This is a genomic window from Actinoplanes missouriensis 431 (genome assembly GCF_000284295.1).
Lineage (GTDB): Bacteria > Actinomycetota > Actinomycetes > Mycobacteriales > Micromonosporaceae > Actinoplanes > Actinoplanes missouriensis.
Map to the genome: position 1 here is coordinate 6918135 of NC_017093.1, position 25271 is coordinate 6943405.

The following is a 25271-nucleotide window of genomic DNA, read 5'->3' on the forward strand; positions in this document are numbered from 1 at the left end:
CCGAGGAGTTTTGCGATGCAGAGAAGGAAACTGTTCGCGGTCGCCCTGGCCGGCGCGCTCGCCACAGGCGGGTTGTCCGCGTGCGGTGACTCGCCGAACGCCAACAACAAGAACGCCGCCAAGGGCGAGCAGGTCGACTACCTGTCGATCGGCATGCCCAACGGCACGGTGACCGAGAGCAACAACCCCTTCGTCCAGACCTCGGCCGCCGCCGGGCTCGGCTACCGCTGGATGATCTTCGAGCCGCTCGGCCAGTGGAACAACACCAAGCCGTCCGAGCCGCTGACCCCGTGGCTGGCCAGCTCGATCACGTGGTCGCCGGACTACAAGACCGTCGACCTGGTGATCCGGGACGGCGCCACCTGGTCGGACGGCAAGCCGCTGACCGCCGAGGACGTGGTGTTCACCCACACCATGATCAAGGGCAACGACGCGCTCAACCTCTTCGCCATCCCGTACGACCAGATCACCGCGGACGGCAACAAGGTCAAGATGACCTTCAAGACGTCGCAGTTCACCACGCACCACAAGGTCATCGGCCAGACCCCGATCGTGCCGAAGCACATCTGGGAGAAGCTGTCCGACCCGGCCACCGACCCGATCAAGGAGCCGGTCGGCAGTGGCCCGTACGCGTTGAAGTCGTTCTCCCAGCAGGCGACGATCCTTACCGCCCGAGAGAGCGGTTACTGGGGCACCCAGCCGAAGGTCAAGGAGCTGCGCTACACCTCCTTCGCCGACAACAACGCGCAGGCCACGGCCCTTGCCACGGGTACGTCGGAGTGGAGCTTCGTCTTCATCCCGAACTACGAGCAGACCTTCGTCGCCAAGGACCCGGAGCACTACAAGGTCTGGGCGCCGGGCGTGCTGGGCATCCACGGCCTCTACATCAACACCACCAAGAAGCCGTTCGACGACCCCGCGCTGCGCCGGGCCATGAACATGGTCATCAACCGCAACGACATCTTCGTGCAGGCCGAGGCCGGCTACTTCCACCCGGAGATCAAGAGCGTCACCGGTCTGCCCGAGGGCGCGGGTGACGCCTACATCGCCGACGAGTACAAGGGCAAGACGTTCTCGGTCGACGTCGAGGGCGCCAAGGCGCTGCTGACCCAGTCCGGCTACAAGCTGGAGGGCAACGTCCTCAAGGACAAGACCGGCAAGCCGGTCACCATCAAGCTCTCCGACCCGGCGCCGTGGTCCGACTACCAGACCTCGCTGGAGATCATCAAGAGCAACCTCGCGGAGATCGGCATCGCCGCCACCGTGGAGAAGCCGAACCAGAACGTCTGGGACGCGAACGTCCAGAAGGGCGACTTCGAGGCCTCCATGCGGTGGACCAACGGCGGCTCGACGCCGTTCGACATCTACCAGACCGTCATGGACGGCGACCTGATGAAGCCGATCGGCACCGCCGCGCAGCAGGGCAACTTCGGCCGTTTCGACAGCCCGGAGGCGACCGCCGCGCTGAAGGCGTACTCGAACGCGACCGACGAGGGCGCCCGCAAGACCGCGCTCGCCACGATCCAGAAGATCTTCGTGGAGCAGGCCCCGATGCTGCCGGTCGGCTCGGACAACGTCGGCGCCGCGTACAGCACCAAGAACTGGATCGGCTGGCCCACGGACGCGGACTCCTACGCGCCCGCGCAGCCCACGCAGGCGGCCGCACTGCAGGTCGTCCTGAAGCTGCAGCCCGCCAACTCCTGATCGCCTCGCGGGCGTCCCGGCCGCACCGGGACGCCCGCGTCACCTCCAGTACAAAAGGAACCCCGGCATGACGTCGATTCCCGACACGAAGGCGCCGGCCGGCGAGGTGGTGCTTGAGGCGATCGGCCTGACCAAGCACTTCCCCGTCCGCCGGCGACTCCGTGATCTGTTCTCCGGGCGGCACGACGCGGTGCACGCCGTCGACGATGTGAACCTCACGCTGCGGCGCGGGCGGGTGGTCGCCCTCGTCGGCGAGTCCGGCTCCGGCAAGTCCACCGTGGCGCGCCTGCTCGCCCAGCTCTACCCGCGCACCGGCGGTGACATCCGGCTGCACGGCACGTCGACCCGGGTCACGTCCGGATCGGCGTTCCGCCGGTACTGCGCCCAGGTCCAGATGATCTTCCAGGACCCGTTCGCGTCGCTGAACCCGGTGCACACCATCCGGTACCACCTGAGCCGGTCGCTGCAGATCCACGGCAACGCCGGCGACGACCTGGAGACCGCGCTGCACCAGCTCCTGGAACGGGTCTCGCTGACGCCGCCCGAGCGGTACCTGGACAAGTTCCCGCACGAGCTCTCCGGCGGCCAGCGGCAGCGCGTCGCGATCGCCCGCGCGCTCGGCGCCGAGCCGAAGGCGCTGCTCGCCGACGAGCCGGTGTCCATGCTGGACGTCTCGATCCGGCTCGGCGTGCTGAATCTGCTGCGCGACCTGAAGGAACGCCTGAACCTCGCGATCCTCTACATCACCCACGACATCGCCTCGGCGCGGTACTTCGCGGACGAGACCATGGTCATGTACGCCGGGCGGATGGTCGAGGGCGGGGACTCGGAGACGGTCACCCAGGCGCCGGCTCACCCGTACACCCGGTTGTTGATCGAATCGGCGCCGGACCCGGATCGTCTCACCGGTCTCTCCGAAGCCGCAGGCGAGGAGCGCGGCAACGGCGAGCCGCCGAGCCTGATCCACCCGCCCACCGGATGCCGTTTCCATCCGCGCTGCCCGGTCGCGATGCCGCGGTGCTCGGTCGAGCTGCCTGTGCCGCTGGAGATCGGTGACGTGCCCGGCCACTGGGCGGCCTGCTGGCTCTACGACGGTGAGGGCGCCCGGTGAAGTACTTCCTGCAGCGCCTCGCGTTCTACCTCTTCACCGCGTGGGCCGCGATCACGCTGAACTTCTTCATCCCCCGGCTCATCCCGGGCGACCCGGTGCAGGCGCTGGTCACCAAGTACCAGGGTCAGCTGAGCAGCAAGGCGATCGAGTCGCTCTACGTCCTGTTCGGACTCGACAAGGACGCCAGCCTCTGGTCGGAGTACGTGACCTACTGGAAGCAGCTGCTCACCGGCGATCTGGGCCTGTCGTTCACGTTCTTCCCGACGCCGGTCTCCGAGATCATCTCGAACAGCCTGCCGTGGACCCTGCTGCTGGTCGGCATCACCACGGTGATCAGCTTCTTCCTCGGCACCGGCCTCGGCATCCTGGCCGGCTGGCGGCGCGGATCGTGGGCCGACGGTCTGCTGCCGGTCACCACGTTCCTCTCCTCGGTGCCGTACTTCTGGCTCGGGATCATCGCGATCTACCTGCTCACCGGGCCGGACAGCTTCTTCCCGTCGTCCGGCGGATTCGACGCGGGCCTGGTGCCGGCCTGGGACCTCTACTTCATCCCGAGCGCGATCCAGCACAGCCTGCTGCCCGCGCTGACCATCCTGATCTCGTCGGTCAGCGGCTGGATCCTCAGCATGCGCAACATGATGGTGACCGTCGCCTCCGAGGACTACATCACCGTGGCGCACGCGAAGGGGCTCTCCGACCGCCGGGTCGCGATGAGCTACGCGGCCCGCAACGCGCTGCTGCCGAACGTCTCCGGGTTCGCGCTCTCGCTCGGCTTCATCGTCGGCGGCACCCTGCTCGTGGAGATCGTCTTCTCCTACCCGGGCGTCGGCTTCCAGCTCTTCCAGGCGCTCGGCGCCTCGGACTACCCGCTCATGCAGGGCATCTTCCTGATCATCACGATCTCCGTGCTGGTGGCGAACCTGCTGGCGGACATCGCGTACCTGCTTCTCGACCCGCGCACTCGCAAGGAGGGCTGAGCGGTGTCCATCCCCACCTCCAGCATCGAGCAGGTCATCCCGGTACAGGGGTCGATGGCCCAGCCCGCCAAGGTCCGTCGCCGCCGCTTCCGCTTCGTGGCCAACAAGAAGGCCGCCACCGGCCTGATCATCCTCGGCGTCTACCTGCTGTTCGCGGTCATCGGGCCGTGGGTGGCGCCCTACGACCCGGGCGCGCGCAGCAACGCCCTGGTCCAGCCGCCGTCCGCCGATCACTGGATGGGCACCACCCATCTCGGTCAGGACGTCCTCAGCCAGCTGCTGACCGGCACCCGCAGCGTCATCTTCGTCGGCTTCTTCGCCGGCATCGTGGCGACGGTGCTCTCGGTGCTGATCGGGGTGACCGCGGGGTACGTCGGCGGCAAGACCGACGAGGTGCTCTCCGCGCTCTCCAACGTCTTCCTGGTGATCCCCGCACTACCCCTGATCATCATCATCACGTCCACCCTGGAGAGCGCCGAGGACTGGCTGATCGCGCTGGTCATCGGCCTCACCTCGTGGTCCTGGAACGCGCGGGTGCTGCGGGCGCAGACGCTGTCGCTGCGCCGGCGGGACTTCGTCGAGGCGGCCCGCGCGGCGGGTGAGCGGACCTGGCGGGTGATCGGGTTCGAGCTGCTGCCGAACCTGACCGCGGTGATCGCCTCCGGTTTCGTCGGCACGGTCATCTTCGCGGTGCTCTCCGAGATCACCCTGGCCTTCATCGGCGTCACCTCGGCCACCACCTGGAACTGGGGAACCATCCTGTTCTGGGCGCAGGGCCAGCAGGCGCTCGCCCAGAACGCCTGGTGGTGGTTCGTGCCGGCCGGTCTCGCGATCGCGATCCTCGGCACCGCGCTCTCGCTGATCAACTTCGGGATCGACGAGTTCGTCAGCCCGCGCCTGCGCAGCATGGGTTCGACGAAGCTGCGCACCGCCACCGGCAAGACCGTCCGGATGCGGATCGGATTCACGCCCGTCATCCAGAAGGAGACCGCGCCATGACCGCGCCCGTCCTCGAGATCCGCAACCTGAACGTCGAGTACGGCCTGGGCGCCGAGGCGGTCCACGCGGTCCGCGACGTCAGCCTCACGCTACACCGCGGTGAGGTGCTCGGTCTGGCCGGCGAGAGCGGATCGGGCAAGTCCACCCTCGCGTACGGGATGACCCGCCTCCTCCCGCCCCCCGGTGTGATCACCGGCGGCCAGGTCGTCTACCACCCCGCCGAGGGCGACCCGTACGACGTGCTCGGCCTCTCCGACCGCGACCTGCGCGGCTTCCGGTGGAACGAGACGGCGATCGTCTTCCAGGGCGCGATGAACTCGCTCAACCCGGTGCACAAGATCTCCACCCAGCTCACCGACGTGCTCAAGGCGCACGACCCGCGGATGAGCGAGCACAGCCGCAACGCCCGGGCCCGCGAGATGCTCAAGCTGGTCGGCATCTCACCGGACCGGATGGAGGCGTACCCGCATCAGCTCTCCGGCGGCATGCGGCAGCGCGTCATGATCGGTATGGCGCTGATCCTGCAGCCGCAGGTGGTGATCATGGATGAGCCGACCACCGCGCTCGACGTGGTCATGCAGCGGCAGATCCTCGGTCAGCTGATCGAGCTGCGGGAACGGCTCGGCTTCTCGGTCATCTTCATCACGCACGACCTGTCGTTGCTCGTCGAGTTCTCGAACCGGATCGCCATCATGTACGGCGGGCGGATCGTCGAGGAGGCGCCGGCCGCGGCCGTCTACCGGGACGCGCTCCACCCGTACTCCGCGGGGTTGCTCGGATCGTTCCCGGCCCTGCGCGGGCCGCGCCGGGAGCTGACCGGCATCCCCGGCTCGCCGCCGGACCTCAAGGGCATGCCGAGTGGCTGCTCCTTCCATCCGCGGTGCGCGAGGGCGTTCGATCCGTGCGCGGACACCATCCCGATCCTCGGCCGCCCGGACACCCCCGACGGCGCCACCCGATCCGTCGCCTGCTGGTTGCACCCGGCCGCGCAGCCCGTCGGGTCATGACCTCGACCCGTGGGCCCGTGCGGCGCCAGCCGCCCGGTCAGGCTGGTTGCACCCGGCCGCGCAGCCGGTTTCCTGAGCAGCGGGCCGGTCCCCTGCCGTCGGGACCGGCCCGCACCATTCCTGGGAGTGATTTCGTGACATTCACGTGGGGCGTGGCGACCTCGGCCTATCAGATCGAGGGCGCCGCTTTCACCGACGGCCGCACGGCGTCCATCTGGGACACGTTCGCCCGGGACGTGGTCGGCGAGACCGGTGAGGTGGCGTGCGACCACTACCACCGGATGCCGGACGACGTTCAGCTGATCAAGAGTCTCGGCGTGGACGCGTACCGTTTCTCGGTCTCCTGGCCGCGGGTGCAGCCGGGCGGAAAGGGTCCGGCGAACCCGGCCGGCCTGGACTTCTACGACCGGCTGGTGGACGAGCTGCTGGCGGCCGGGATCGACCCGTGGCTCACGCTCTACCACTGGGATCTGCCGCAGGAGCTGGAGGACGCCGGCGGGTGGCCGGTGCGGGACACCGCGTACCGGTTCGCGGACTACTCCGCGCTGGTCTTCGACCGGCTGTCGGATCGCGTACGCAACTGGGGAACCGTCAACGAGCCGTGGTGCGTGGCCTATCTCGGGTACGAGCACGGGGTGCACGCGCCGGGCCGCAGGGATTTCCAGGCGGCGCTCGACGCCACGCATCACCTGCTGCTCGGGCACGGGCTGGTGGCCTCGTCACTGCGCCGCGAGGGCACCGTCGTCGGACCGGCCCTCAACATCGGGACGGCCACGCCGGCCTCCGGCGACCCGATCGACATCGCCGCCGCACGTCTCGCCGACGGCATGGGCACCCGGATCTTCCTCGATCCGATCGCGCGGGGCGCCTACCCCGCCGACGTCCTCGAGCATCTTGCCGCCCGCGGCCACGAACTGCCGGTCCGCGACGGCGACCTGAAGATCATCTCGGCGCCGATCGACATCCTGGGTGTCAACTTCTACTTCGGACAGGATTTCTCCGGGTACGGCGTCGACGGCGCCACCGCCGACGCGAACGGCCTGCCGATCGTCCGCGAGATCATGCCGGACGTGCCCCGCACCGCGCTCGGCTGGCCGATCACTCCGGACCGGTTCACCACGCTGCTGCTGCGGCTGCAACACGACTACGGGATCCCGCTCGCCGTGACCGAGAACGGCGCCGTCTACGAGGACGTGCCGGACGCCGGCGGTTTCATCGCCGATCACGAGCGGACCGCGTACCTCGCCGCCCATGTCGACGCGGTCTTCGCGGCCCGGTCGGCCGGTGCCGACGTGCGCGGCTATTTCGCCTGGTCACTGATGGACAACTTCGAGTGGGCCGAGGGATACACGAAGCGGTTCGGCCTGGTGCACGTCGACTACGAGACCCAGATGCGCTCGCTGAAAAGGAGCGCGCTCTGGTTCCGGGACCGCGTACGCTCCGGCGCATGACCGATTACCTCGATGTGAACCGCGCCAACTGGGACGAGCGGGCCGCCCCGCACGCCGCCTCACCGGACTACCACGTCGAGGACTTCGCGACCGATCCCGCGTACCTGAGCCAGGTCGTCCGCTTCGACATGCCGCGCCTCGGTGACATCGCCGGGCTGCGCGGCGTGCACCTGCAGTGCCACATCGGGACCGACACGATCTCGCTGTCCCGGCTCGGCGCGACCATGACCGGGCTCGACTTCTCCGGTGCCTCGGTGGAGCAGGCCCGGGCGATCGCCGCCCGCGCGGGCGCGGACGTCACGTTCGTGCAGAGCGACGTCTACGCGGCGCGGGAGGCGCTCGACGGCGAGTTCGACCTGGTCTACACCGGGATCGGCGCGCTCGGCTGGCTGCCCGACATCACGCGGTGGGCGCGGACCGTGGCGTCGCTGCTCGCCCCGGGCGGCCGCCTGTTCATCCGGGAAGGTCACCCGATCCTCTGGGCGCTCGACTACGACCGTACCGATGGGGTCATCGCTCTTTCCGAACCCTATTTCGAGCACGAGGAACCACAGATCTACGACGAGCCCGGTACGTACGTGACGAGCGACCACCAGTTCCAGCACACCACCACTCACGAGTGGAACCACGGTCTCGGCGAGATCGTCACCGCGGTCCTCGACGCCGGGCTCACGCTGACCGGGCTCGAGGAGCATCAATCGGTGCCGTGGGACGCGCTGCCCGGCCGGATGCGGGAGATCGGCGGCGGTGAACATCAGCTGATCGAGAAGCCTTCCCGCCTCCCGCACACCTACACGCTTCAGGCCCGCCGTTTAACGAACTGACGCTGCGGGGTACCTCCGGGCCATCCCCGGCTGAGGAGGTCCCCGATGCGTATCGGTGCGGTCATAGTTGTCATCTGGCTCGTGCTCGGCGTGGTCGCGGCGTTCGAGCGCGGCTACTTCAAGAACACCGGCGACGCGAGCTGTGCCGAGGCGGGCACGGTCATCGTCACCACGATCGCCGGCCCGCTGAACTGGATGGGCGTCAACCCGAAGATCACCTGTGACGTCCCGGATGTCCCGGAGCCGAGCGAGTAGGTCTTGGCTCTCTTTCGCTCTTGAGCTGGAGCGCGCTCCAGCTACTAGCGTCGATGTCATGGAACTCAGAGACTTCGGCAGGCTGGGACGGATCAGCGCGCTCACGCTCGGCGGTGGTGGCCTCGGCGGTGTCTGGGGCGCCACCGACCGCAGCGAGGCGGTGGCAACCGTCCACGCCGCGATCGACGCCGGCATCACGATGTTCGACGTGGCCCCGAGTTACGGCGACGACTTCGAGGCCGAACGAGTGATCGGCGAGGCGCTCCGCAACTCACCCGACGTCCAGGTCACCTCGAAGGTCCAGGTCCACGACGTCCCACCGGGCGGCGACTTCGCCCGTTTGATCAGCAGCAGCCTCGAAGGCTCCCTGACCCGCCTCGGCCGCGACCACCTGGACCTCTTCCTCCTGCACACCCAGCTGCTCCCCCGCGACGGCTCCGCCACCGCTCCCGGCACGATCCACTGGCAGTCCTACCAGGACGCCGTGGTCCCCGCCTTCGAGCACCTCCGCGAAACCGGCAGGATCCGCGCCTGGGGCATAACCGCCGTAGGCCACCCCGCATCAGTGCTGGACGCGCTGCGCGCGCCGGCCCGCCCCAACGCCGCCCAGGTGATAGTCAACCCGCTCGACCTGAACGGCGACATGTGGATCTATCCCACAGTCCCCTCTGAGAATCAGGCCGTTCTCGCCACCGCGCAATCACAGGGTGTGCCGGTCCTGGGCATCCGCGTAGCCGCAGCCGGCTCCCTGACCGACTCCCTGGACCGTTCCGTCCCGCCGGACCACCCGGCAGCAATCGACTTCGCCCGAGCGGCCCCGTTCCGCGAACTAGCCGCCGACTGGGGCACATCCGCAGCAACCCTGGCCCACCGCTACGCCCTGAGCGTCCCCGGCGTAGCAAGCGTCATCCTCGGCGTGAAGAACCGAGCCGAGCTGACCGAATGCCTGAAAGCCGAAGCGGAAGGCCCGTTGCCTCCCGAGCAGCTCGCCGCCCTGAGAGTCCTCCGCCCCTGACCCGCGTCACCAAGCGCGCCCATGCAAGGCTTTGGGGGCGGAGATCGCCCACGCAGGGATCAAGCCTGACCGCCCGGAGTGGGTGATCTCCGCCCCCAAGACCGCCCAGCTCGCGCCTAGTAGTGCTTTGTCATGATCCGCGTCGGCGGGCTCGTTTCCGTTGCGGGAACGGGGTTCGGCAGGTCGGGCATGCGCCGATGAGGTAGACGAGCAGGAGTTGCAGGCGTCGGAGTACGGCGTAGAGGGTCATTCCGGCGCATGGGTTTTTGGGTCGAGGCGTTGCAGGGTGAGGAAGATGTGTGCCGCGGAGACGAGGGTGACGTGGTGGTGCCATCCCTGCCAGGTGCGGCCTTCGTAGTGGTCGAGGCCGAGACCGGTCTTGACTTCGCGGTAGTCGTGTTCGATGCGCCAGCGCAGTTTCGCCCAGCGGATCAGGGTGCGTCTCGCGGTCCGGGCGGGTAGGTCAGAGAGCCAGTACTTGATCGGCTCCGGGTTGCCGGGCGGCCATTCGGCGATGAGCCAGGCCTCAGGTAGGTCCTCGCCGCGGTGCGCGGACAGCAGGGTTCGCCCGGCCGGACGGACCCGGGTGAACACGAAGTGCGAGGACATCAGGAGCGGGCGGCCGCCGCGGCTGCGGGAGCCGGGTCGCCAGGTCACTCTCCGGGCTTTGCCGGTGCCGGTGGTGATCAGTTCGGTGAGGGTCGGCGCCGGCTGCTGGTAGCGGGGCGTGGGATAGGAGCCGACGCCGGCGTAGTCCCCGGCCGTGCGGATCGTCGAGGCCGGGTAAGCGGTGAGCCTGCCGCTGACCTGCACCAGGTGGGGCAGCCCGCGTTCGGTCAGGGCGAGGCGGAACTCTGCGGCGTCGCCGTAGCCGCAGTCGGCCACGATCAGCGGCGGGCGATGTCCCCATCGCAGCAGTTCGTCGATCATGTCCAGGGCGAGGCGCCACTTCTCCCGATGGGTCACGTCGTCGCTGATCCCGGCGCGGCGGCGACGGTTGTGGACATCGCTGGTGGCCTTTGGTGAGGCGGGATCCCAGGACTCCGGCAGAAACAGTCGCCAGTCCACGGGGCAGGATGCGGTGTCGGTGACCATGCTGACGCTTACGGCGATCTGGCAGTTGGTGACCTTGCCCGCGGTGCCGGTGTACTGCCGGGCCACACACGGCGAAGCGGTGCCGCATTTGAGCAGGCCGGTGTCGTCGATGGCCCATGCCGTCGGGACGATCGCCTGGTCGGCCAGCGCGGCGATCCGTCGCCGGACCGGCTCGACCTGCCACGGACTGTTGGTCACGAAGTGGTTCAACGCCTGCTCATGCACGCCCTGCAGCCGAGCGGCCATCGGCTGGATCGACTTACGCCGTCCGTCGATCATCAGCCCTTGCAGATACGCGGCCGCACGATCCTGCCAGCCGGCCCTGGTCAGCGAGGCGAACACGTCCGACGCGAACTCGGCCAAGTCGTCACGCAACCGGTCAGCCTCAGCAACGTCCATACCTCAACGACAGCAACCCACCGTCAACAAGTCACCATCAGCCACTCGAAAGTGACAAAGCACTACTAGTCCCGCTCGATCAGATGCCCGACGAGCTGCGGCCCCATGATGACGGCCGTCCCCGACCCATCACGCCGGGAGTCAACCTCAGGCAGCTCAACAGGGTCCCCGGTAGAAGACGCCCCGACGGGGCGAGGACCGACCCACGCCACGGACAGCGCCGTCTCCCCCTTCAGGAACCGCTGCACCCGAACCCCACCGGTGGCCCGCCCCTTCGCCGGGTACAGCCCGAAGGGGGTGACCTTCACCTGGGTCCCGGTCGACGTGACCACCATCGGCTCCCCGTGCTGCGGGTCCGACGTGGACACCGCGTTGAACGACAGAACCTCCGCCTCGGCGGCGACGTTGATCCCGGCCATCCCGCCGCCCTTGAGCCCCTGCGGCCGCACGAGTTTCGCCGGGAACCGCAGCAGCGACGCATCCGACGTGACGAAGACCAGCGACTCCGCCCCGTCGGTGAGCCACGTCGCCTGAAGGACCTCGTCACCCTCCTTCAGGGTGATCACCTCGAACTCGTCGGAGCGGACCGGCCACTCCGGCGCGCACACCTTGACGATGCCCTGCTTCGTCCCGAGCGCGAGCCCCGGCGAGTCCCCGGCCGCGAGCGGCGCCATGCCGACGACTCTCTCGCCCTTGTGCAGCGGGACCAGCTCGGACGCGGACATCCCGCCGCGCAGCGACACGGTGCCCGACTGGTCGGGCAGCACGGGCAGGGTCAGCACGTCGGTCTTGAACGCGCGCCCCCGGTTGGTGACGAGCAGGATCCGCCCGCGGGCCGTGGAGTGGATGACCGCGCGTACCGCATCGTGTTTGATCCGGCCGCTGCGCTTGCGCGCCTCGGTGCTCTCCTCGCTCTCCGCCGCGGTCCGGGCGATCAGCCCGGTCGCGGAGAGGATCACCTGGCAGGGGTCGTCGGCGACCTCGAGCGGGCCGGCCGGCACCGACGCGGCGAGCACCTCCTTGAGATCACCGTCGATCAGCGTGGTGTGCCGCGGGCGGCCGAACTCGGTCGCCACCTCGGCGAGCTCGTCGGAGACGACCTGCTTGAGGACGTCCTCGTTGTCCAGGATCCGGGTCAGCTCGGCGATCTCGTTGCGCAGCCGCTCCTGCTCGGTCTCCAGCTCGATCCGGTCGAACCGGGTGAGCCGCCGCAGCGGAGTGTCCAGAATGTACGTCGCCTGGATCTCGGAGAGCCCGAACTCGCTCATCAGCCCGGCCTTGGCGGCGGCCGCGTCGTCGCTGGCCCGGATCAGCGCGACCACCCGGTCGATGTCGATCAGGGCGATCAGCAGGCCATCGACCAGGTGCAGGCGGTCCTCGCGCTTGGTGCGCCGGAACGTGGTCCGCCGGGTCACCACGTCGTAGCGGTGCTGGACGAAGACTTCGAGCAGCGCCTTGAGCCCGAGGGTCCGCGGCTGCCCGTCGACGAGCACCAGGTTGTTGATGCCGAACGAGCTCTCGAGCGGGGTGAGCCGGTAGAGGTCGGCGAGCAGCGCCGTCGGGTTCACGCCGATCTTGCACTCGATGACCAGGCGGGTGCCGTGCTCGCGGTCGGTGAGGTCCTTGACGTCGGAGATCCCGACCAGGCGCGCCGCCTGCCGCTGGCCGCGCCGCGGACCGGAGGTGATCAGCTTGCCCTTCACCTCGTCGGTGATCGCCTCGATGATCTTCTCGGCGCCGACGCCGTAGGGCAGCTCGGTCACGGTGATCGCCTGGCGGCCACGGCCGCCCTCGAGCAAGCCGGTCTGCGCGCGGGCCCGGATGCGCACCACGCCACGGCCGGTCTCGTAGGCCCGGCGCACCTCGTCCAGGCCGAGCAGCTGCCCGCCGGTGGGCAGGTCGGGGCCGGGGACGAAGCGCATCAGCTCGTCGAGGTCGGCCTCCGGGTGGGTGATCAGGTGCCGGGCGGCGGCCACGACCTCGCCCAGGTTGTGCGGGATCATGTTGGTCGCCATCCCGACCGCGATCCCGGACGTGCCGTTGACCAGCAGGTTCGGGAAGGCCGCCGGCAGCACCTTCGGCTCCTGCTCAGAGCCGTCATAGGTGGGCTTGAAGTCGACCGTGCCCTCGCCGAGCTCGCCGACCAGCAGCATCGCCTCGGGCGACATGCGCGCCTCGGTGTACCGCGCGGCGGCCGGACCGTCGTCGGGCGAGCCGAAGTTGCCGTGGCCGTCGATGAGCGGCGTATTGAGCGAGAAGTCCTGGGCGAGCCGGACCAGGGCGTCGTAGATCGCCACGTCGCCGTGCGGGTGGTACTTACCCATCACGTCGCCGACGACCCGGGCACTCTTCACGTACGGCCGGTCGGGGCGGTGGTTCTGCTCGGACATCGACCAGAGGATCCGCCGGTGCACGGGCTTGAGCCCGTCCCGCGCGTCGGGCAGCGCCCGTGAGTGGATCACCGAGTACGCGTACTCCAGGTAGGAGTCCTCGACCTCGGTGGTGAGCGGGTTGTCGATGACCCGGGCGCCTGGCTGGTCGAACGCGGACAGGTCGACACGGTTCTCGGATTTGCGGCGTGCCATCAATGACCTCTCAGGCGTCGATCGTCTCTTGGTCGATCCGGCCGGCGGCCTCGATCAACCAGTTCTTCCGGGGTTCGACACGCTCACCCATGAGCAGCTCGAGGGTGGCCTCGGCGCGCTCGGCGTCCTCGATGGTGATCCGCCGGACGGTCCGCGCCGCCGGGTTCATCGTGGTCTCCCAGAGCTCGTCGGCGTCCATCTCACCGAGGCCCTTGAACCGCGGCACGGGTTTCTGCACCTGACGGCCGCCGCGCTCGAAGCGCGAGACGGTGCTCTCCATCTCCTGCTGGGTGTACGTGTAGATGGTCTCCGCGTTGCGGCCCTTGGTGACCACCTTGTGCAGCGGCGGCATCGCGGCGAAGAGCCGGCCGTGCTCGATGACCGGCCGCATGTACTTCGCGAAGAGCGTGATCAGCAGGGTCCGGATGTGCGAGCCGTCGACATCCGCGTCCGCCATGATCATGACCCGGCCGTACCGCATCGCGCCGATCTCGAACGTGCGCCCGGAGCCGGCGCCCAGCACCTGCACGATCGCCGAGCACTCGGCGTTGTCGAGCACCTGCTGCAGGCTGGCTTTCTGCACGTTGAGGATCTTGCCGCGGATCGGGAGCAGCGCTTGATATTCCGAGGAGCGGGCCATCCGGGCGGTGCCGAGCGCGGAGTCACCCTCGACGATGAACAGCTCGGAGCGGTCGATGCCGATGGCGCGGCAGTCGACCAGCTTGGCCGGCATCGACGCGCCCTCGAGCGCGGTCTTGCGGCGGGCGGCGTCCTTCTGCTGTTTCTGGGTGAGGCGGACGCGGGCGGCGTCCACCACTTTCTGCAGGACCGTGCGCGCCTCGGCCTTGGTCTTCCGGTTCTCGATCCACTCTTTCACGTACGCCTCGACGAGCCCCTGCATCACCCGGGTGACGCCGGCCGTGGAGAGCTCGTCCTTGGTCTGCGAGGTGAACTGCGGCTCCGGGACCCGGACGTGGATGACCGCCGTCATGCCCTCCAGCAGGTCGTCCAGAACCGGCGGCTCCTCCTTGGGCTTGAGCAGCCCGCGGGTGTTGCGGACGGCCTCGGTCAGCGACCGCACCAGAGCCCGCTCGAAGCCCTTGCGGTGGGTGCCGCCGTGCACGTTGCGGATCGTGTTGGTGAAGCACTCGACGGTGCGCTCGTAACCGGTGCCCCAGCGGAAGGCGACCTCGATCTGGGCGTGACGAACCACGTTCGACTGCATGACGCCGTTGGCGTCGGCGGCGTTCTCCTTGTAGGTGCCCTCGCCGGTGACCATGAGGATGCCGGAGACCGGCTTGTCACCCGACGGGGTCAGAAACTCGACCATGTCGGTGAGCCCGTTGGGGTAGTGGAAGGTCTCGGTGGCCGGTTCCTCGGCGGTCGCGTCGAACAGTGTGTACTGAACGCCGGGGACCAGGAACGCGGTGTTGCGCAGCTTGGTGCGGACCGCGTCGACGTCGAGCCGGGCGCCGGTCTCGAAGTAGCGAGCGTCGTACCAGTATCGGATGCTGGTGCCGGAGGGCTCGCCGCGCTTCATCTTGCGCACGACGCGCAGGCCGGCCTCGCGGGTGAAGGAGGCCTCCGGGCCGGGGCCGTCGAAGGAGCCGGGCACGCCGCGCTGGAACGAGATCTCGTGGACCTTGCCGTCCCGCTTGACCGTGACGTCGAAGCGCAGGGCCAGCGCGTTGACCGCGGAGGCGCCGACGCCGTGCAGGCCGCCGGAGGTCTTGTAACCCGAGCCGCCGAACTTGCCGCCCGCGTGCAGCCGGGTCAGCACCAGCTCGACGCCGGAGAGGCCGGACTTGCCGTGCACGTCGGTGGGGATGCCGCGGCCGTCGTCGTCGACCTGGACCGAGCCGTCGGAGTGCAGCGTCACCGCGACCTTGGTGGCGAACCCCGCCACGCCCTCGTCGGTGCAGTTGTCGATGATCTCGTTCGCGAGGTGGTTGATGCCCCGGCTGTCCGTGGACCCGATGTACATACCCGGGCGTTTGCGGACAGCGTCCAGCCCTTCCAGGTGCGTGAGGTCGTCAGCCCCGTACAAGGTCTCTGGCTGTGCGGTCACGAGGCAGTACTCCCGATCGGCCATGGGTGGTCAAGACGGCGCGAGCCTACCCGGCGCCTGTGACACTTCTGCCCCAGGCGAGGCAGGTCTCAACCACACCGTGGCCTAAATCAGGTTAAAACCAGACAAAAACTAGGCAACTGCCGCCAGCGAGGCGGTCTGTGGCTGCAACGCGCGGAACAGATCCAGAGGGTACGGCTTACCGGGCACCGACACCGGCGGAAGCTCCTGATACGCGATCAGCGTGTCCGTCACCGCGCGGGTGGCGGCGCACACCACCACGGTGTCGTGCGGCGCGTACGACTGAAGCCGCGACGCGGTCGTCACCACGCTGCCGCTGACCATCGCGTAACCGCCGTCGAACGCGGCGAGCGGATCGAGGATCACCTCGCCGGTCGCCAGCCCCACCCGGGTCCGGACCGGGAACCTGCCGGCCAGGAGACGCCCCCTCAACGTCTCCTGGACCGACAGGCCCGCCCGGACGGCCGCAGCGGCCGCCTCCGGGCCGAATCCGGCCTCCCCCGCGCCGAAGACCGCCATCACCGCGTCACCGACGTACTTCTCGACGATGCCGCCGCACGCGCGGACCACTGCGGACACTGCCGAGAAGTAGTCCCGCTGCAACGCCCGGACGTCCGCGCAATCCAGCCGGTCGACAAGCGTGGTGTAGCCCACGATGTCGATGAACAGCACGGTGACGTCTTGGCGCCGCTCCTGTTCGGCCATGGTGATGGTGGTCATGTGTCTCACGCTCCCCCAGGTCACTGCGTTGACCGGGAGTACGGTGCCAGCCCTGGCGAAGACGCGGATCCGCAGAACGACGTATCTCTGACAGCATCGGCCCTCGTCATTTTTGTGACGGAGAACAGGCCGAACCGACGACAACGTGATAGGCCGATTCGCATTAGGCTGCCGGTCATGGAGGGCCAGGAGGACGACGGGCCGCTTGTCGGACGCACCGGCACGCTGGCCGAGATTCAGTCCAACCTGCGCAACGTCGGCACCGGCGGCACCGCCGCGGTGTTCGTGACCGGTGAGAGCAGTGTCGGCAAGAGCCGCCTGCTCCGCGAGACCGCCGACGCCTTGCGCGGGACGGGCTTCGCCGTGCTCTCCGGGACCTGTCTGGACATCGGCGACGCCTCGCCGCTGCACCCGGTGCTGCAGGCGCTGCGGCGGCACGACGGCGCCCCGATCACCGCCACCGCGCCCGGTGACGCCGGCGCCCTGCTCGACCGCGTCTCCCACGACCTGCGCGCGATCGCCGGCGACCAGCAGTTGCTGCTCGTCCTCGACGATCTGCAGTGGGCCGACCGGTCCACCCGTCAGCTCCTGCTCTACCTTCTCGCCGGCCTCGGCGACGTGCGGATCTCGGTGCTCGCCGCGATCCGGGCCGAGGCGCTGCACGGCACCCACCCGCTGCGCCGGGTGCTGGCCGAGCTGCGCCGCCTGCGGTCGGTGCGTGTCGTCGATCTGTCACCGCTCGACCAGGACCAGACCCGCGAGCTGGTCACCGCGATCGCCGGCGACGACGTGGCGACCGAGGACGCCGACCGGGTCTACAAGCGCAGCGGGGGCAACCCGTTCATCGCCGAGGAGCTCGCCCGGGACCTGCGCGACGGCCGGGTCGAGCTCTCCGACACCCTGCGCGAGATCTTCCTGACCAGGGTGGACGAGCTGCCCGCGCACGCGCACCAGGTGGTGCACGCGATGGCGGCGGGCGTCGAGCCGGTCGACCACGCGGTGCTGGCGCGGGTCGTCCCGCTCCCCGAGGACCAGCTTCTCGAGGCGATCCGGGCGGCCGTGGCGCATCGCTTCGTCTCCAGCGACGGCGACGGCTACCGCCTGCGGCACCGCCTGGTCGCCGAGGTGCTGGAGCACGAGGTGCTGCCGGCCGAGGCCACCGCCCTGCACCGGCGGTACGCCGAGGCGCTGGAGCCGGAGACCGGCGAGCCCGACCACGCGCGCCTGGCACACCACTGGCAGCGTGCCGGCGTACCGGAACGGGCTCTTCCTCCGGTGGTCGCCGCCGCGCGGTCGGCGGAGGCCCTCTACGGCTTCGCCGAGGCGCATCGCTACTGGAGCATCGCGCTGCAGCTGGTCGCCGAGGACGACGCCGAGCGCACCGCGCTGCTCGGCAACGCGGCGGAGTCGGCGCACCAGTGCGGCGAGCACCTGCTCGCGCTCTCCCGGCTGGAGGAGCTGGCCGGCCGCAAGGACGCCCCCGGCCTGGGCGAACTCCACCTGCGCCGGGCCCGTTACCTGGCCGCGGCGGGCCGTTTCGCGCACGCCGAGAGTGAGTACGAACTGGCCCTCGGCGCCCCGGACTGCACCCCGCAGCTGCGCGCCTCGGCCGCCGCGTTCCTGGCCGAGCTGCTGGTCCAGCTCGCGCGCTACGCCGACGCTCACGAGCGCGCCCGGGAGGCCCTGGAGCTCGCCGCGGTCAACGGCACCACCGCCGATCTGGTACGCGCCAGCGCCGCGCTCGGCTTCAGCGCCGCGTTCCGGGAGGACCCGGACGCCGGGCTCGCGGTGATCCGGCACGCCGTGGAGATCGCCGAGCGCTCCGGCCACCCGGACGACCTGGGCGTGGCCTATCTGCACCTGGCCGAGCTGCTCACCGGCCCGCTGAACTCGATCGAGGAAGGCGTGCTGGTGGCCCGCCGCGGCGCCGAGCGGCTCTCCACGCTCGGCGGCGGCCGCACCCACCAGAGCCGGCTGCTCGCCATCGCCGCGAACGGCCTGTTCCGGATCGGTCAGTGGACCGAGGCGGACGCGGTCCTGGAGGCCGCCATGCGGCACCGGCCGTCCGGTGCCGAGGCGGTGGAACTGCTGCTGGCCCGCTGCCGGCTGCTGGTCGGCTTCGGCGACCTCGACGACGCGAGCCGCGACCTGGACGCGGCCGCCATCCTGCTGGCCGGCGGCGGCGCGCGGCACGTGCTGCCGATGCTGACTTTGCGGGCCGGCCTGGCGATGTGGCTCGGTGAGCACGCCGATGCCCGGACCGCGGTGCAGCGCGGCATCACCGAGACCCGCTCCGACGACCTGGTGCTGCTCGGCGTCCTGGTCTGGCACGGTCTGCGGGCCGAGGCCGAGGCACACGCCGCCGGCAAACCCGTCGACCACAGCGCGGTCCGCCGCCTGCTGATGGTGCGCGATCGGATGGCCTCCAACGCGGACAGCGCCGGACCGGCGGCTCGCGCGATCATCGACGCTTACCTGGACCTCTGCGCCGCCGAGCTGAGCCGGATCGAGGGGCGGCACGATCCCGCGCCGTGGGCCCGGGCGGCCGCCATCTGGGACCGGCGCCAGCAGCCGTACCCCGCGGCCTACGCCCGGCTGCGGCACGCCGAGGCCTCCCTGCAGCGCAAGGTCCGCCGGGCCGCCGCCATCTCCGGGCTCCGCGAGGCGTACGCCACGGCGACCGCGATGGGCGCCCGCCCGTTCGCCGCCGAGATCGTCGGGATCGCCCACCGGTTCCGGGTGACGCTCGCCGACGACATGCCGACCGTGCCGATGGCGCTGCCCGACCAGCCGGTCGACGAGCTCGCGACGCTGACCGGGCGGGAGCGGGAGGTGCTCGCCGCGGTGGCCGAGGGCCTCACCAACCGCGAGATCGGCGAGCGCCTCTTCATCAGCGAGCGCACCGTGGGCGTCCATCTGGGACACATCTTCGACAAACTGCAGGTGCGCACCCGAGTCCAGGCGAGTCGCGTCTATCTTACGGCGGCCTGACCAGGCTGCGAACCATTTTCAACGTGGCGACGCTGTTGGCCCGCGCCGGCTCAGCGGGCAGGGCCACATCGAAAAAAGTTCGATCGTTACCTCGCCGTGACATACGTACGCAGAATACGTCGTTCTACCGATCCCCCGCCTCCGGCCCGATGGAAAGCTGGGCGGCACGGGGGAGCACCACCCGGCGGCCGGTGCCGCCGGGTGGTGCTGGGGGCCCTCCGCAGTTCTGTTTCACCCGTGGAGGATCCGACATGACCCAAGCCATCTGGGGCCCCGTCCAGCAGCAGATGTCCGGCCTGCTCAAGGAGCACCCCGACGACGTGCCAGGAGTCGTCGACCAGCTGACAAAACTGCAGGACGTGCTCTGTCAGGTGCCGCCGCTGCTGCACAGCAATCCGCTGGCGGACTTCAACCAGCTTTACCTGACCATCACCGAGAACGTGCTGGAGCGGCTCTACGCCGGCAAGTTCAAGGACCCGGCGTTCCTGTCCCGGCTGGACGTGGAGTTCGCGGCGCGCTACTTCGACGCGTTGCGCTACTGGACCGACGGGAGCCCGGCATGCCCGGGCGTGTGGGCCGGACTGTTCGGCCGCATCCCCGGCCCGGACGCCCGCCCGCTGCCGTCCGCCGTCGCGGGGGTCAACGCGCACATCAACTTCGACCTGCCGTTCGCGCTCGTCACCACGTTCGACCACCTGGGCACCGACCCGATCGACGGCAGCGACCAGCACCACGACTACCTCCAGGTCAACGACATCTTCAACGACGAGATCCCGGGCCTGCGCCGGGGTTACCTCGATCGCTGGCAGCTGCTCATCGACACGATGAACGGCGATCTCGACGACTGGTGGCAGGGCGAGATGGTGGAGTACACCCGCAACGTCGCCTGGCGCAACGCGCAGAAGATCTGGTCGATCCGGCACGACATGATCGCGCTGGACAAGCACCGCCGCCGCCTGGACGACACCGCCACCGGGCTCGGCAAGTTGCTGCTCTCCCCGTTCGCGGGTTTCCTGCAGTAATCCCGCCGGTGGTCTGCACTGATCCCGTCGTTCGCTGAGCGGAGCCGGCTTCCGGGGGCGGCGCCGGCTTCGCTCAGCGGACGACGATCAGGCGGGCCGCGACCTTCGCACCGTCGCGTGCCCCGCCCACCGCGACCCGCACGCCCGGGCGCACCACATCGCGCTCCGCCTTCTCGTGGTTCTGCACCACCCGCAGCGGATCGCCGTAGGCCCAGGTCAGCGTGAACCCGTCGGCCGACTTCACGGTGAAACCGGCGTCGTCGGCAGCGGTCACATCGCCGCGCTGCACCACGATCGTCCGCACCCCGTCACGGCCCTGCACCACCACCTCACCGTGCAGCGTGTTCTGGCGCAGGAGTCTGCGGACCGCGCGCGGCCGGACCTTCTCCTCCCCGCCGTCACGGGCTTCGCCCTCCTCGGCGAATCCGGCGGCCTCCAGCGCTACCAGCTCGAAGTCCTCGCCGCCGGCGGCCGCCGACGCGACAGGGGATTCCGGCGGGGCCTCGGGCGCGGCGCCGGCCTGCCCGCATCCGGCCAGGGCGAGAACAGAGCAGAGGATCACAAGCTTTCCGGTACGAGTCATGACCCGATTCTGGGGAGCCACGGCTCGGTGGATGTCAGCCCGATGTTCGAGCCGGGTAAGGATCCGCCGAGCTCCACCGTGAACATCGCGCCGCCCTCCGGGGCGTGACCGGCGGTGATGCGCCCGCCCAGCCGGCCGACCAGCCGCGCTGCCAGGGACAGGCCGAGCCCGCTGCCCACGGCGCGCACACCGCGGTAACGCCGGTTCAGCTCCCCGCGCTGGAACGCCACCGCCAGATCGTCGTCGGTGAGCCCCGGACCGCCGTCGCGCACCTCGACCAGGCCGCCGCCGTCGCCGCGCGGCCGGACCGCCAGGACCAGCGGCGCGCCGGGCGGCAGCACCCGGATCGCGTTCTCGCAGAGCCCGTCGATCACCTGGCGGATCCGGCCCGGATCGGTGTCCACCACGACCGGCGCGTCCGGCAGCTCGACGACCAGCCGCGGGCCGCCGACGTGACCCGACCCCTCCACGCCGGCCGGCGCCGGCGGTGGTCCACCCGGCTGCGGACTCCCTCGCTCGGCCTGGTCGCGGCCGCCGCAGCGGGTCCGCCACGCCTGGCCGGCCTCGCGGACCAGCTCGGTGAGGTCCACCGCGGCGACGTCGAGCGGCAGGTCGGCCGCCTCCAGCCGGGCCAGCACCAGCAGGTCGGAGATCAGCCGGTCCAGCCGGTCCGCCTCGGCGAGCATCGTGCTGCCCGCCTCCGCCGCGTCGTCCGCCTCGATCACCCGGTCGGCGAGCGCCTCCGCGTACCCCCGGATCGTCGCCAGCGGGGTACGGAGCTCGTGCGAGACCGAGAGCAGGAACTCGCGCTCCCGCCCCTCACTGGTCCGCAACGCCTCGGCCAGCTGATTTATCGCGTCGGCGAGCCGGGCCGCCTCGGCCGGGCCGCGCCGGGAGATCCGGATCGTCCGGTCACCGGCCGCCAGGCGCCCCGCCGCTGACGCCGCCCGCTCGATCGGCCGGGTGACGAACCGGGCCAGCAGCGCACCGGCGATCACGCCGCCGAGCAGCCCGGCGAGCAGCGCCACCCAGACGCTGCCGAAGACCCGTGCGGCGGTGCCGGTCGACGCCCGCTGCACCAGAACCACCCCGGCGTCCCGGCCGGTGAGAGGGCGGCCCGCCACGAACGAGGGCCGGCCGTTCACCCGGGCGCGGACGTCCACCAGCGAACCCTCCGCCACCGCCGTCACCACCCGCGCGGGCAGCCCGGCGCGATCCGGGACACCCCGGCGGATCAGGTAGATGTCGATGTCGTCCTGCCGCAGCCGGTCGGCGATCCGTCCCCGTGCGGCCGGCCGCTCGTCGGCCAGCACCTCCTCGGCGAGCGTCGTCTTGGCCATCAGCTCGGCGCGGCTCTGCAGGTTCACCGAGCGGACCGCCACCGGGACCGCCACCAGCGACGTGACGATCACGGCGACCACCGCGGTGGCGGCGGTGACCAGCACGGCGCGGCCGGTGAGCGTACGGAAGAAAGCGGTGACGTCACGCATCGGCGGTGTATCCCACGCCGCGGACCGTCCGGATCAGATGCGCCGCGGCGCCCAGCTTGCCGCGCACCTGGGCCACGTGCACGTCCACGGTGCGGGTCCCGGCCGCGGAGGCGTAACCCCAGACGGCGGCGAGCAGTTCCTCCCGCGTGAAGACCCGGCCCGGGCGGCCCAGCAGGTGCGCGAGCAGGTCGAACTCGGTCGCCGTCAGGGTGAGCGGCTGTCCGTCCACGGCGACGGCCCGCCGGCCGGGGTCGAGGGTGAGCGGGCCGAGAACCCGTACCTGATCGGTCTCTGCGGAAACGGCCGCGCGCCGCAGCAGCGCCTTGACCCGGGTCACCAGCTCGCGGGGGCTGAAGGGCTTGGTCACGTAGTCGTCGCCGCCCAGCTCCAGGCCGAGGATCCGGTCGACCTCGTCGTCGCGCGCGGTGAGGAAGACGATCGGCGTCCAGTCGCCGCCGGCGCGCAGGCGGCGGCAGATCTCGGTGCCGTCCAGACCGGGCAGTGCGATGTCGAGGACACAGGCGACCGGCCGGAGCCGGCGGGCCGCGGCGAGCCCGGCCGTGCCGTCGTGCTCGACCTGCACGCCGAAGCCCTCCCTGCGGAGGTAGAGCCGGACCAGGTCGGCGATCGGCCGCTCGTCCTCGACGACGAGGACGAGGCCTTTGCTCGGCGGGCCGGTCACGGTGTTCATCATCGCGCCCCGTCGCGCCGGGGCGGTGCCCGCCGTGTACGAGGAAGGTAAAGGGTGTGCCTTGATCGAGGTAAATGCCGGGAGTGCCCGGATGCTGCCCTCGGCTGATCGTTGATGATCCGTCGGCGGTTTGTCGGGAACGCTCCCAGAATCCGGAAAGCGCTCTCCGAGGCATGCTATAAAGGCGGGCGGGTGCGCCGAAGGCCCATGCCGGACACGGTGTCCCGCGGAGTGTGGCCGGCGTGCGCTTCGATGGAAGCGGCGCTGAATTGTGAACGCGCACCGGGCTTGTCGCCCCTGAGCCGGGCGAGGCGTCGCACACGGGGGGATGCCTCGCCCACCCATCGTCGCCCCCGGCGATGCCGTTCCCCTCCCGCCGTCGCCTCCGCCTCGCGTTGCCGGTCGTCGGCCGGAGCGCAGAATCACCGTCGGGACGGGCGTTGGGCGTACCCCTGAGGGTTTGGGGAAATCGGGGTATGGATGGGGGATGGCCTATGTCAATCCGGCGGGGGAGTTCACCCGCGACCAGCGTTACATCGCCACCCGGATCACCGCGGACGCGCGCGACGGGTTCCCGGTCGAGCCGGGACGCTATCGGCTGGTGGTGAGCCGGGCGTGCCCGTGGGCGAACCGGGCGATCATCGTGCGGCGGCTGCTCGGGCTCGAGGACGTGCTCTCGATGGGCGTCGCCGGGCCGACGCACGACGAGCGGAGCTGGACGTTCGACCTCGATCCGGGCGGGCGGGACCCGGTGCTCGGCATCGAGCGGCTGCAGGAGGCGTTCCTGGCGCGGTACCCGGACTACGACAAGGGGATCACGGTCCCGGCGATCGTGGACGTGCCGACCGGCAAGGTGGTGACGAACGACTTCGCGCAGATCACCCTCGACCTGTCGCTGGAGTGGTCGGCGTATCACCGGCCGGGCGCGCCACAGCTCTACCCGGAGGCCCTGCGGGCGGAGATCGACGAGGTCAACGACGTGGTGTTCGCCGACGTGAACAACGGCGTCTACCGGGCCGGGTTCGCCGGGTCGCAGGAGGCCTACGAGAAGGCGTACCGCAGGCTCTTCGACCGGCTGGACTGGTTGTCGGAACGGCTCGCCGGTCAGCGGTACCTGGTCGGCGACACGATCACCGAGGCGGACGTCCGGCTGTTCACGACGCTGGCCCGGTTCGACGCGGTCTACCACGGGCACTTCAAGTGCAACCGGTCGAAGCTGTCCGAGATGCCGGTGCTCTGGGCGTACGCGCGGGACCTTTTCCAGACGCCGGGATTCGGGGACACGATCGACTTCGTACACATCAAGCGGCACTACTACGAGGTGCACCGCGACATCAATCCGACCGGGATCGTTCCGGCCGGACCGGATCTCGGCAACTGGCGGGAGCCGCACGGGCGGGAGGCGCTGGGCGGGAGGCCGTTCGGGGACGGCACTCCCCCGCCGCCGCCCCGCCAGGACGAGGTCGTCCCGGCCGGGCACACCGCCTGACCTCAGCTTGTCTGTCAACCGGGTCGGCGGGGCTTGGTGCCCGAAACCCCGCCGCACCGGGAGCCGGTTGCATGGTTGTGCAGGCTGAGGCGGGACGGAAGCCCGCACCAGACCCCGATATGGTTCGTGTTCCACGGTGCGACCTTGTGGATCCGCAGCGCCGAGAAGAACCGGAAAGTGCGCGGATCTGCCGCCTTCCGCGCACCGGCTCGATGTCCGTCGCAGCCGATGGTGGCCATGTCCGCTGGCGTCCTGCCATGCCGAATTCAGTGCATTTTCCGTGGAGGCCCGCGCTGGTCGTTTCGCCGATTTTCACATAGCCGAACAGGGCGACTTCGGGTGGTCATCGGGAAGGCGCAGGAACCCCATTTCCAGAGTCCTTTAGCCCGTGGTTCCGGTGGCCTGGAATGCGGGCCCTTCGCCTTTCGCCTTCCGTCCTGGGCAGAGTTTCGAGCTGCATCCTCCACACCCTCGGCCGCGGCAGGCGAAGGGCCCGGCACGAGCGCTTCACCTTTCCCCGCATCGCGCCGATCCGCCTCGGTCACGACTGCATCGTCCGGGGTGGCGCTGGGCTCACTCGCGCTGTCGAGTGGTGCTTCACCATCGGGTTGTGCGGCCCCGCACGAAGGCTGGGCGGGAACCGCGGCGCGCTCCTCGGCTTCTCGTAACTGGCGCAGGCGCCGGGCGTAGCGTTGAGCGAGACCCCACGAACGGTGCCGCTCATGCTCCCGCCGAAACTCCTCCGCAGCCGGAGAATAATTGCGGCGCAGCGTC

General features: G+C 70.1%; 19 protein-coding genes. 12 read left to right on the forward strand and 7 right to left on the reverse strand.

What is annotated here, in order from left to right; all coding sequences use genetic code 11:
- Nucleotides 1–15: 15 nt before the first annotated feature.
- The 9 genes from AMIS_RS31710 (at nt 16) to AMIS_RS31750 (ending at nt 9343) form a co-directional block, all read left to right on the forward strand.
- Nucleotides 16–1704 (forward strand): ABC transporter substrate-binding protein, encoded by a 1689-nt coding sequence (locus AMIS_RS31710; protein ID WP_014446546.1) that lies wholly within the window; start codon nt 16–18, stop codon nt 1702–1704.
- Nucleotides 1705–1771: 67 nt separating this feature from the next.
- On the forward strand, nt 1772–2815 hold the full coding sequence (locus AMIS_RS31715) for an ABC transporter ATP-binding protein (RefSeq protein WP_014446547.1): 1044 nt from the start codon (nt 1772–1774) through the stop codon (nt 2813–2815).
- Nucleotides 2812–3792 carry an ABC transporter permease gene (locus tag AMIS_RS31720; protein ID WP_014446548.1) on the forward strand — a complete coding sequence of 327 codons (981 nt, stop codon included), beginning with the start codon at nt 2812–2814 and terminating at the stop codon, nt 3790–3792. The genes AMIS_RS31715 and AMIS_RS31720 overlap by 4 nt, the downstream gene beginning before the upstream one ends.
- Nucleotides 3793–3795: 3 nt before the next feature.
- Entirely contained in the window at nt 3796–4791 is a 996-nt protein-coding gene (locus tag AMIS_RS31725; RefSeq protein ID WP_014446549.1) for an ABC transporter permease, read from the forward strand.
- Nucleotides 4788–5798: an ABC transporter ATP-binding protein gene (locus tag AMIS_RS31730; protein ID WP_014446550.1), complete on the forward strand. Its 1011-nt coding sequence runs from the start codon at nt 4788–4790 to the stop codon at nt 5796–5798. Before AMIS_RS31725 ends, AMIS_RS31730 begins: the two co-directional genes overlap by 4 nt.
- A gap of 134 nt (nt 5799–5932) precedes the next feature.
- Entirely contained in the window at nt 5933–7249 is a 1317-nt protein-coding gene (locus tag AMIS_RS31735; RefSeq protein ID WP_014446551.1) for a GH1 family beta-glucosidase, read from the forward strand.
- Nucleotides 7246–8073, forward strand: a complete 828-nt coding sequence (locus AMIS_RS31740; RefSeq protein WP_014446552.1) for a class I SAM-dependent methyltransferase — start codon at nt 7246–7248, stop codon at nt 8071–8073. The genes AMIS_RS31735 and AMIS_RS31740 overlap by 4 nt, the downstream gene beginning before the upstream one ends.
- A gap of 45 nt (nt 8074–8118) precedes the next feature.
- Nucleotides 8119–8328, forward strand: coding sequence for a hypothetical protein (locus AMIS_RS31745; RefSeq protein ID WP_014446553.1), 210 nt, complete (start codon nt 8119–8121; stop codon nt 8326–8328).
- A 58-nt stretch (nt 8329–8386) separates the two neighbouring features.
- Nucleotides 8387–9343 (forward strand): aldo/keto reductase, encoded by a 957-nt coding sequence (locus AMIS_RS31750; protein ID WP_014446554.1) that lies wholly within the window; start codon nt 8387–8389, stop codon nt 9341–9343.
- 246 nt (nt 9344–9589) lie between these two features.
- Here the strand turns inward: AMIS_RS31750 and AMIS_RS31755 are convergent, their stop codons facing one another.
- From AMIS_RS31755 to AMIS_RS31770, 4 genes are all read right to left on the reverse strand, one after another.
- Nucleotides 9590–10837: an IS701 family transposase gene (locus tag AMIS_RS31755; protein WP_014443070.1), complete on the reverse strand. Its 1248-nt coding sequence runs from the start codon at nt 10835–10837 to the stop codon at nt 9590–9592.
- A 65-nt stretch (nt 10838–10902) separates the two neighbouring features.
- Nucleotides 10903–13422, reverse strand: a complete 2520-nt coding sequence (locus AMIS_RS31760; RefSeq protein ID WP_014446555.1) for a DNA gyrase/topoisomerase IV subunit A — start codon at nt 13420–13422, stop codon at nt 10903–10905.
- A 10-nt stretch (nt 13423–13432) separates the two neighbouring features.
- Entirely contained in the window at nt 13433–15514 is a 2082-nt protein-coding gene (locus AMIS_RS31765; RefSeq protein ID WP_014446556.1) for a DNA gyrase/topoisomerase IV subunit B, read from the reverse strand.
- A gap of 108 nt (nt 15515–15622) precedes the next feature.
- Nucleotides 15623–16231 carry an adenylate/guanylate cyclase domain-containing protein gene (locus tag AMIS_RS31770; RefSeq protein WP_014446557.1) on the reverse strand — a complete coding sequence of 203 codons (609 nt, stop codon included), beginning with the start codon at nt 16229–16231 and terminating at the stop codon, nt 15623–15625.
- Between the two features lie 177 nt (nt 16232–16408).
- Here AMIS_RS31770 and AMIS_RS31775 point away from each other — a divergent pair, with 177 nt between their 5' ends.
- Together AMIS_RS31775 and AMIS_RS31780 are read left to right on the forward strand one after the other, a co-directional pair.
- Nucleotides 16409–19222: an ATP-binding protein gene (locus AMIS_RS31775; RefSeq protein WP_014446558.1), complete on the forward strand. Its 2814-nt coding sequence runs from the start codon at nt 16409–16411 to the stop codon at nt 19220–19222.
- Nucleotides 19223–19473: 251 nt separating this feature from the next.
- A complete protein-coding gene (locus tag AMIS_RS31780; protein ID WP_014446559.1) occupies nt 19474–20244 on the forward strand; it encodes a DUF5995 family protein in 771 nt (256 codons plus the stop codon).
- Nucleotides 20245–20317: 73 nt separating this feature from the next.
- Here AMIS_RS31780 and AMIS_RS31785 read toward each other — a convergent pair whose 3' ends face one another.
- From AMIS_RS31785 to AMIS_RS31795, 3 genes are read right to left on the reverse strand one after another with little or no spacing between them, the layout of a single operon-like run.
- A complete protein-coding gene (locus AMIS_RS31785) occupies nt 20318–20827 on the reverse strand; it encodes a hypothetical protein (protein ID WP_014446560.1) in 510 nt (169 codons plus the stop codon).
- The gene (locus tag AMIS_RS31790) at nt 20824–22317 is read right to left on the reverse strand and encodes a HAMP domain-containing sensor histidine kinase (protein WP_014446561.1); all 1494 of its coding nucleotides are present in this window, start codon (nt 22315–22317) and stop codon (nt 20824–20826) included. Before AMIS_RS31790 ends, AMIS_RS31785 begins: the two co-directional genes overlap by 4 nt.
- Entirely contained in the window at nt 22310–23008 is a 699-nt protein-coding gene (locus AMIS_RS31795) for a response regulator transcription factor (RefSeq protein WP_157435496.1), read from the reverse strand. The genes AMIS_RS31790 and AMIS_RS31795 overlap by 8 nt, the downstream gene beginning before the upstream one ends.
- A gap of 487 nt (nt 23009–23495) precedes the next feature.
- Between AMIS_RS31795 and AMIS_RS31800 the strand changes: the two genes are divergently transcribed.
- Nucleotides 23496–24497, forward strand: a complete 1002-nt coding sequence (locus tag AMIS_RS31800) for a glutathione S-transferase family protein (RefSeq protein ID WP_014446563.1) — start codon at nt 23496–23498, stop codon at nt 24495–24497.
- The last annotated feature ends 774 nt before the right edge of the window (nt 24498–25271 follow it).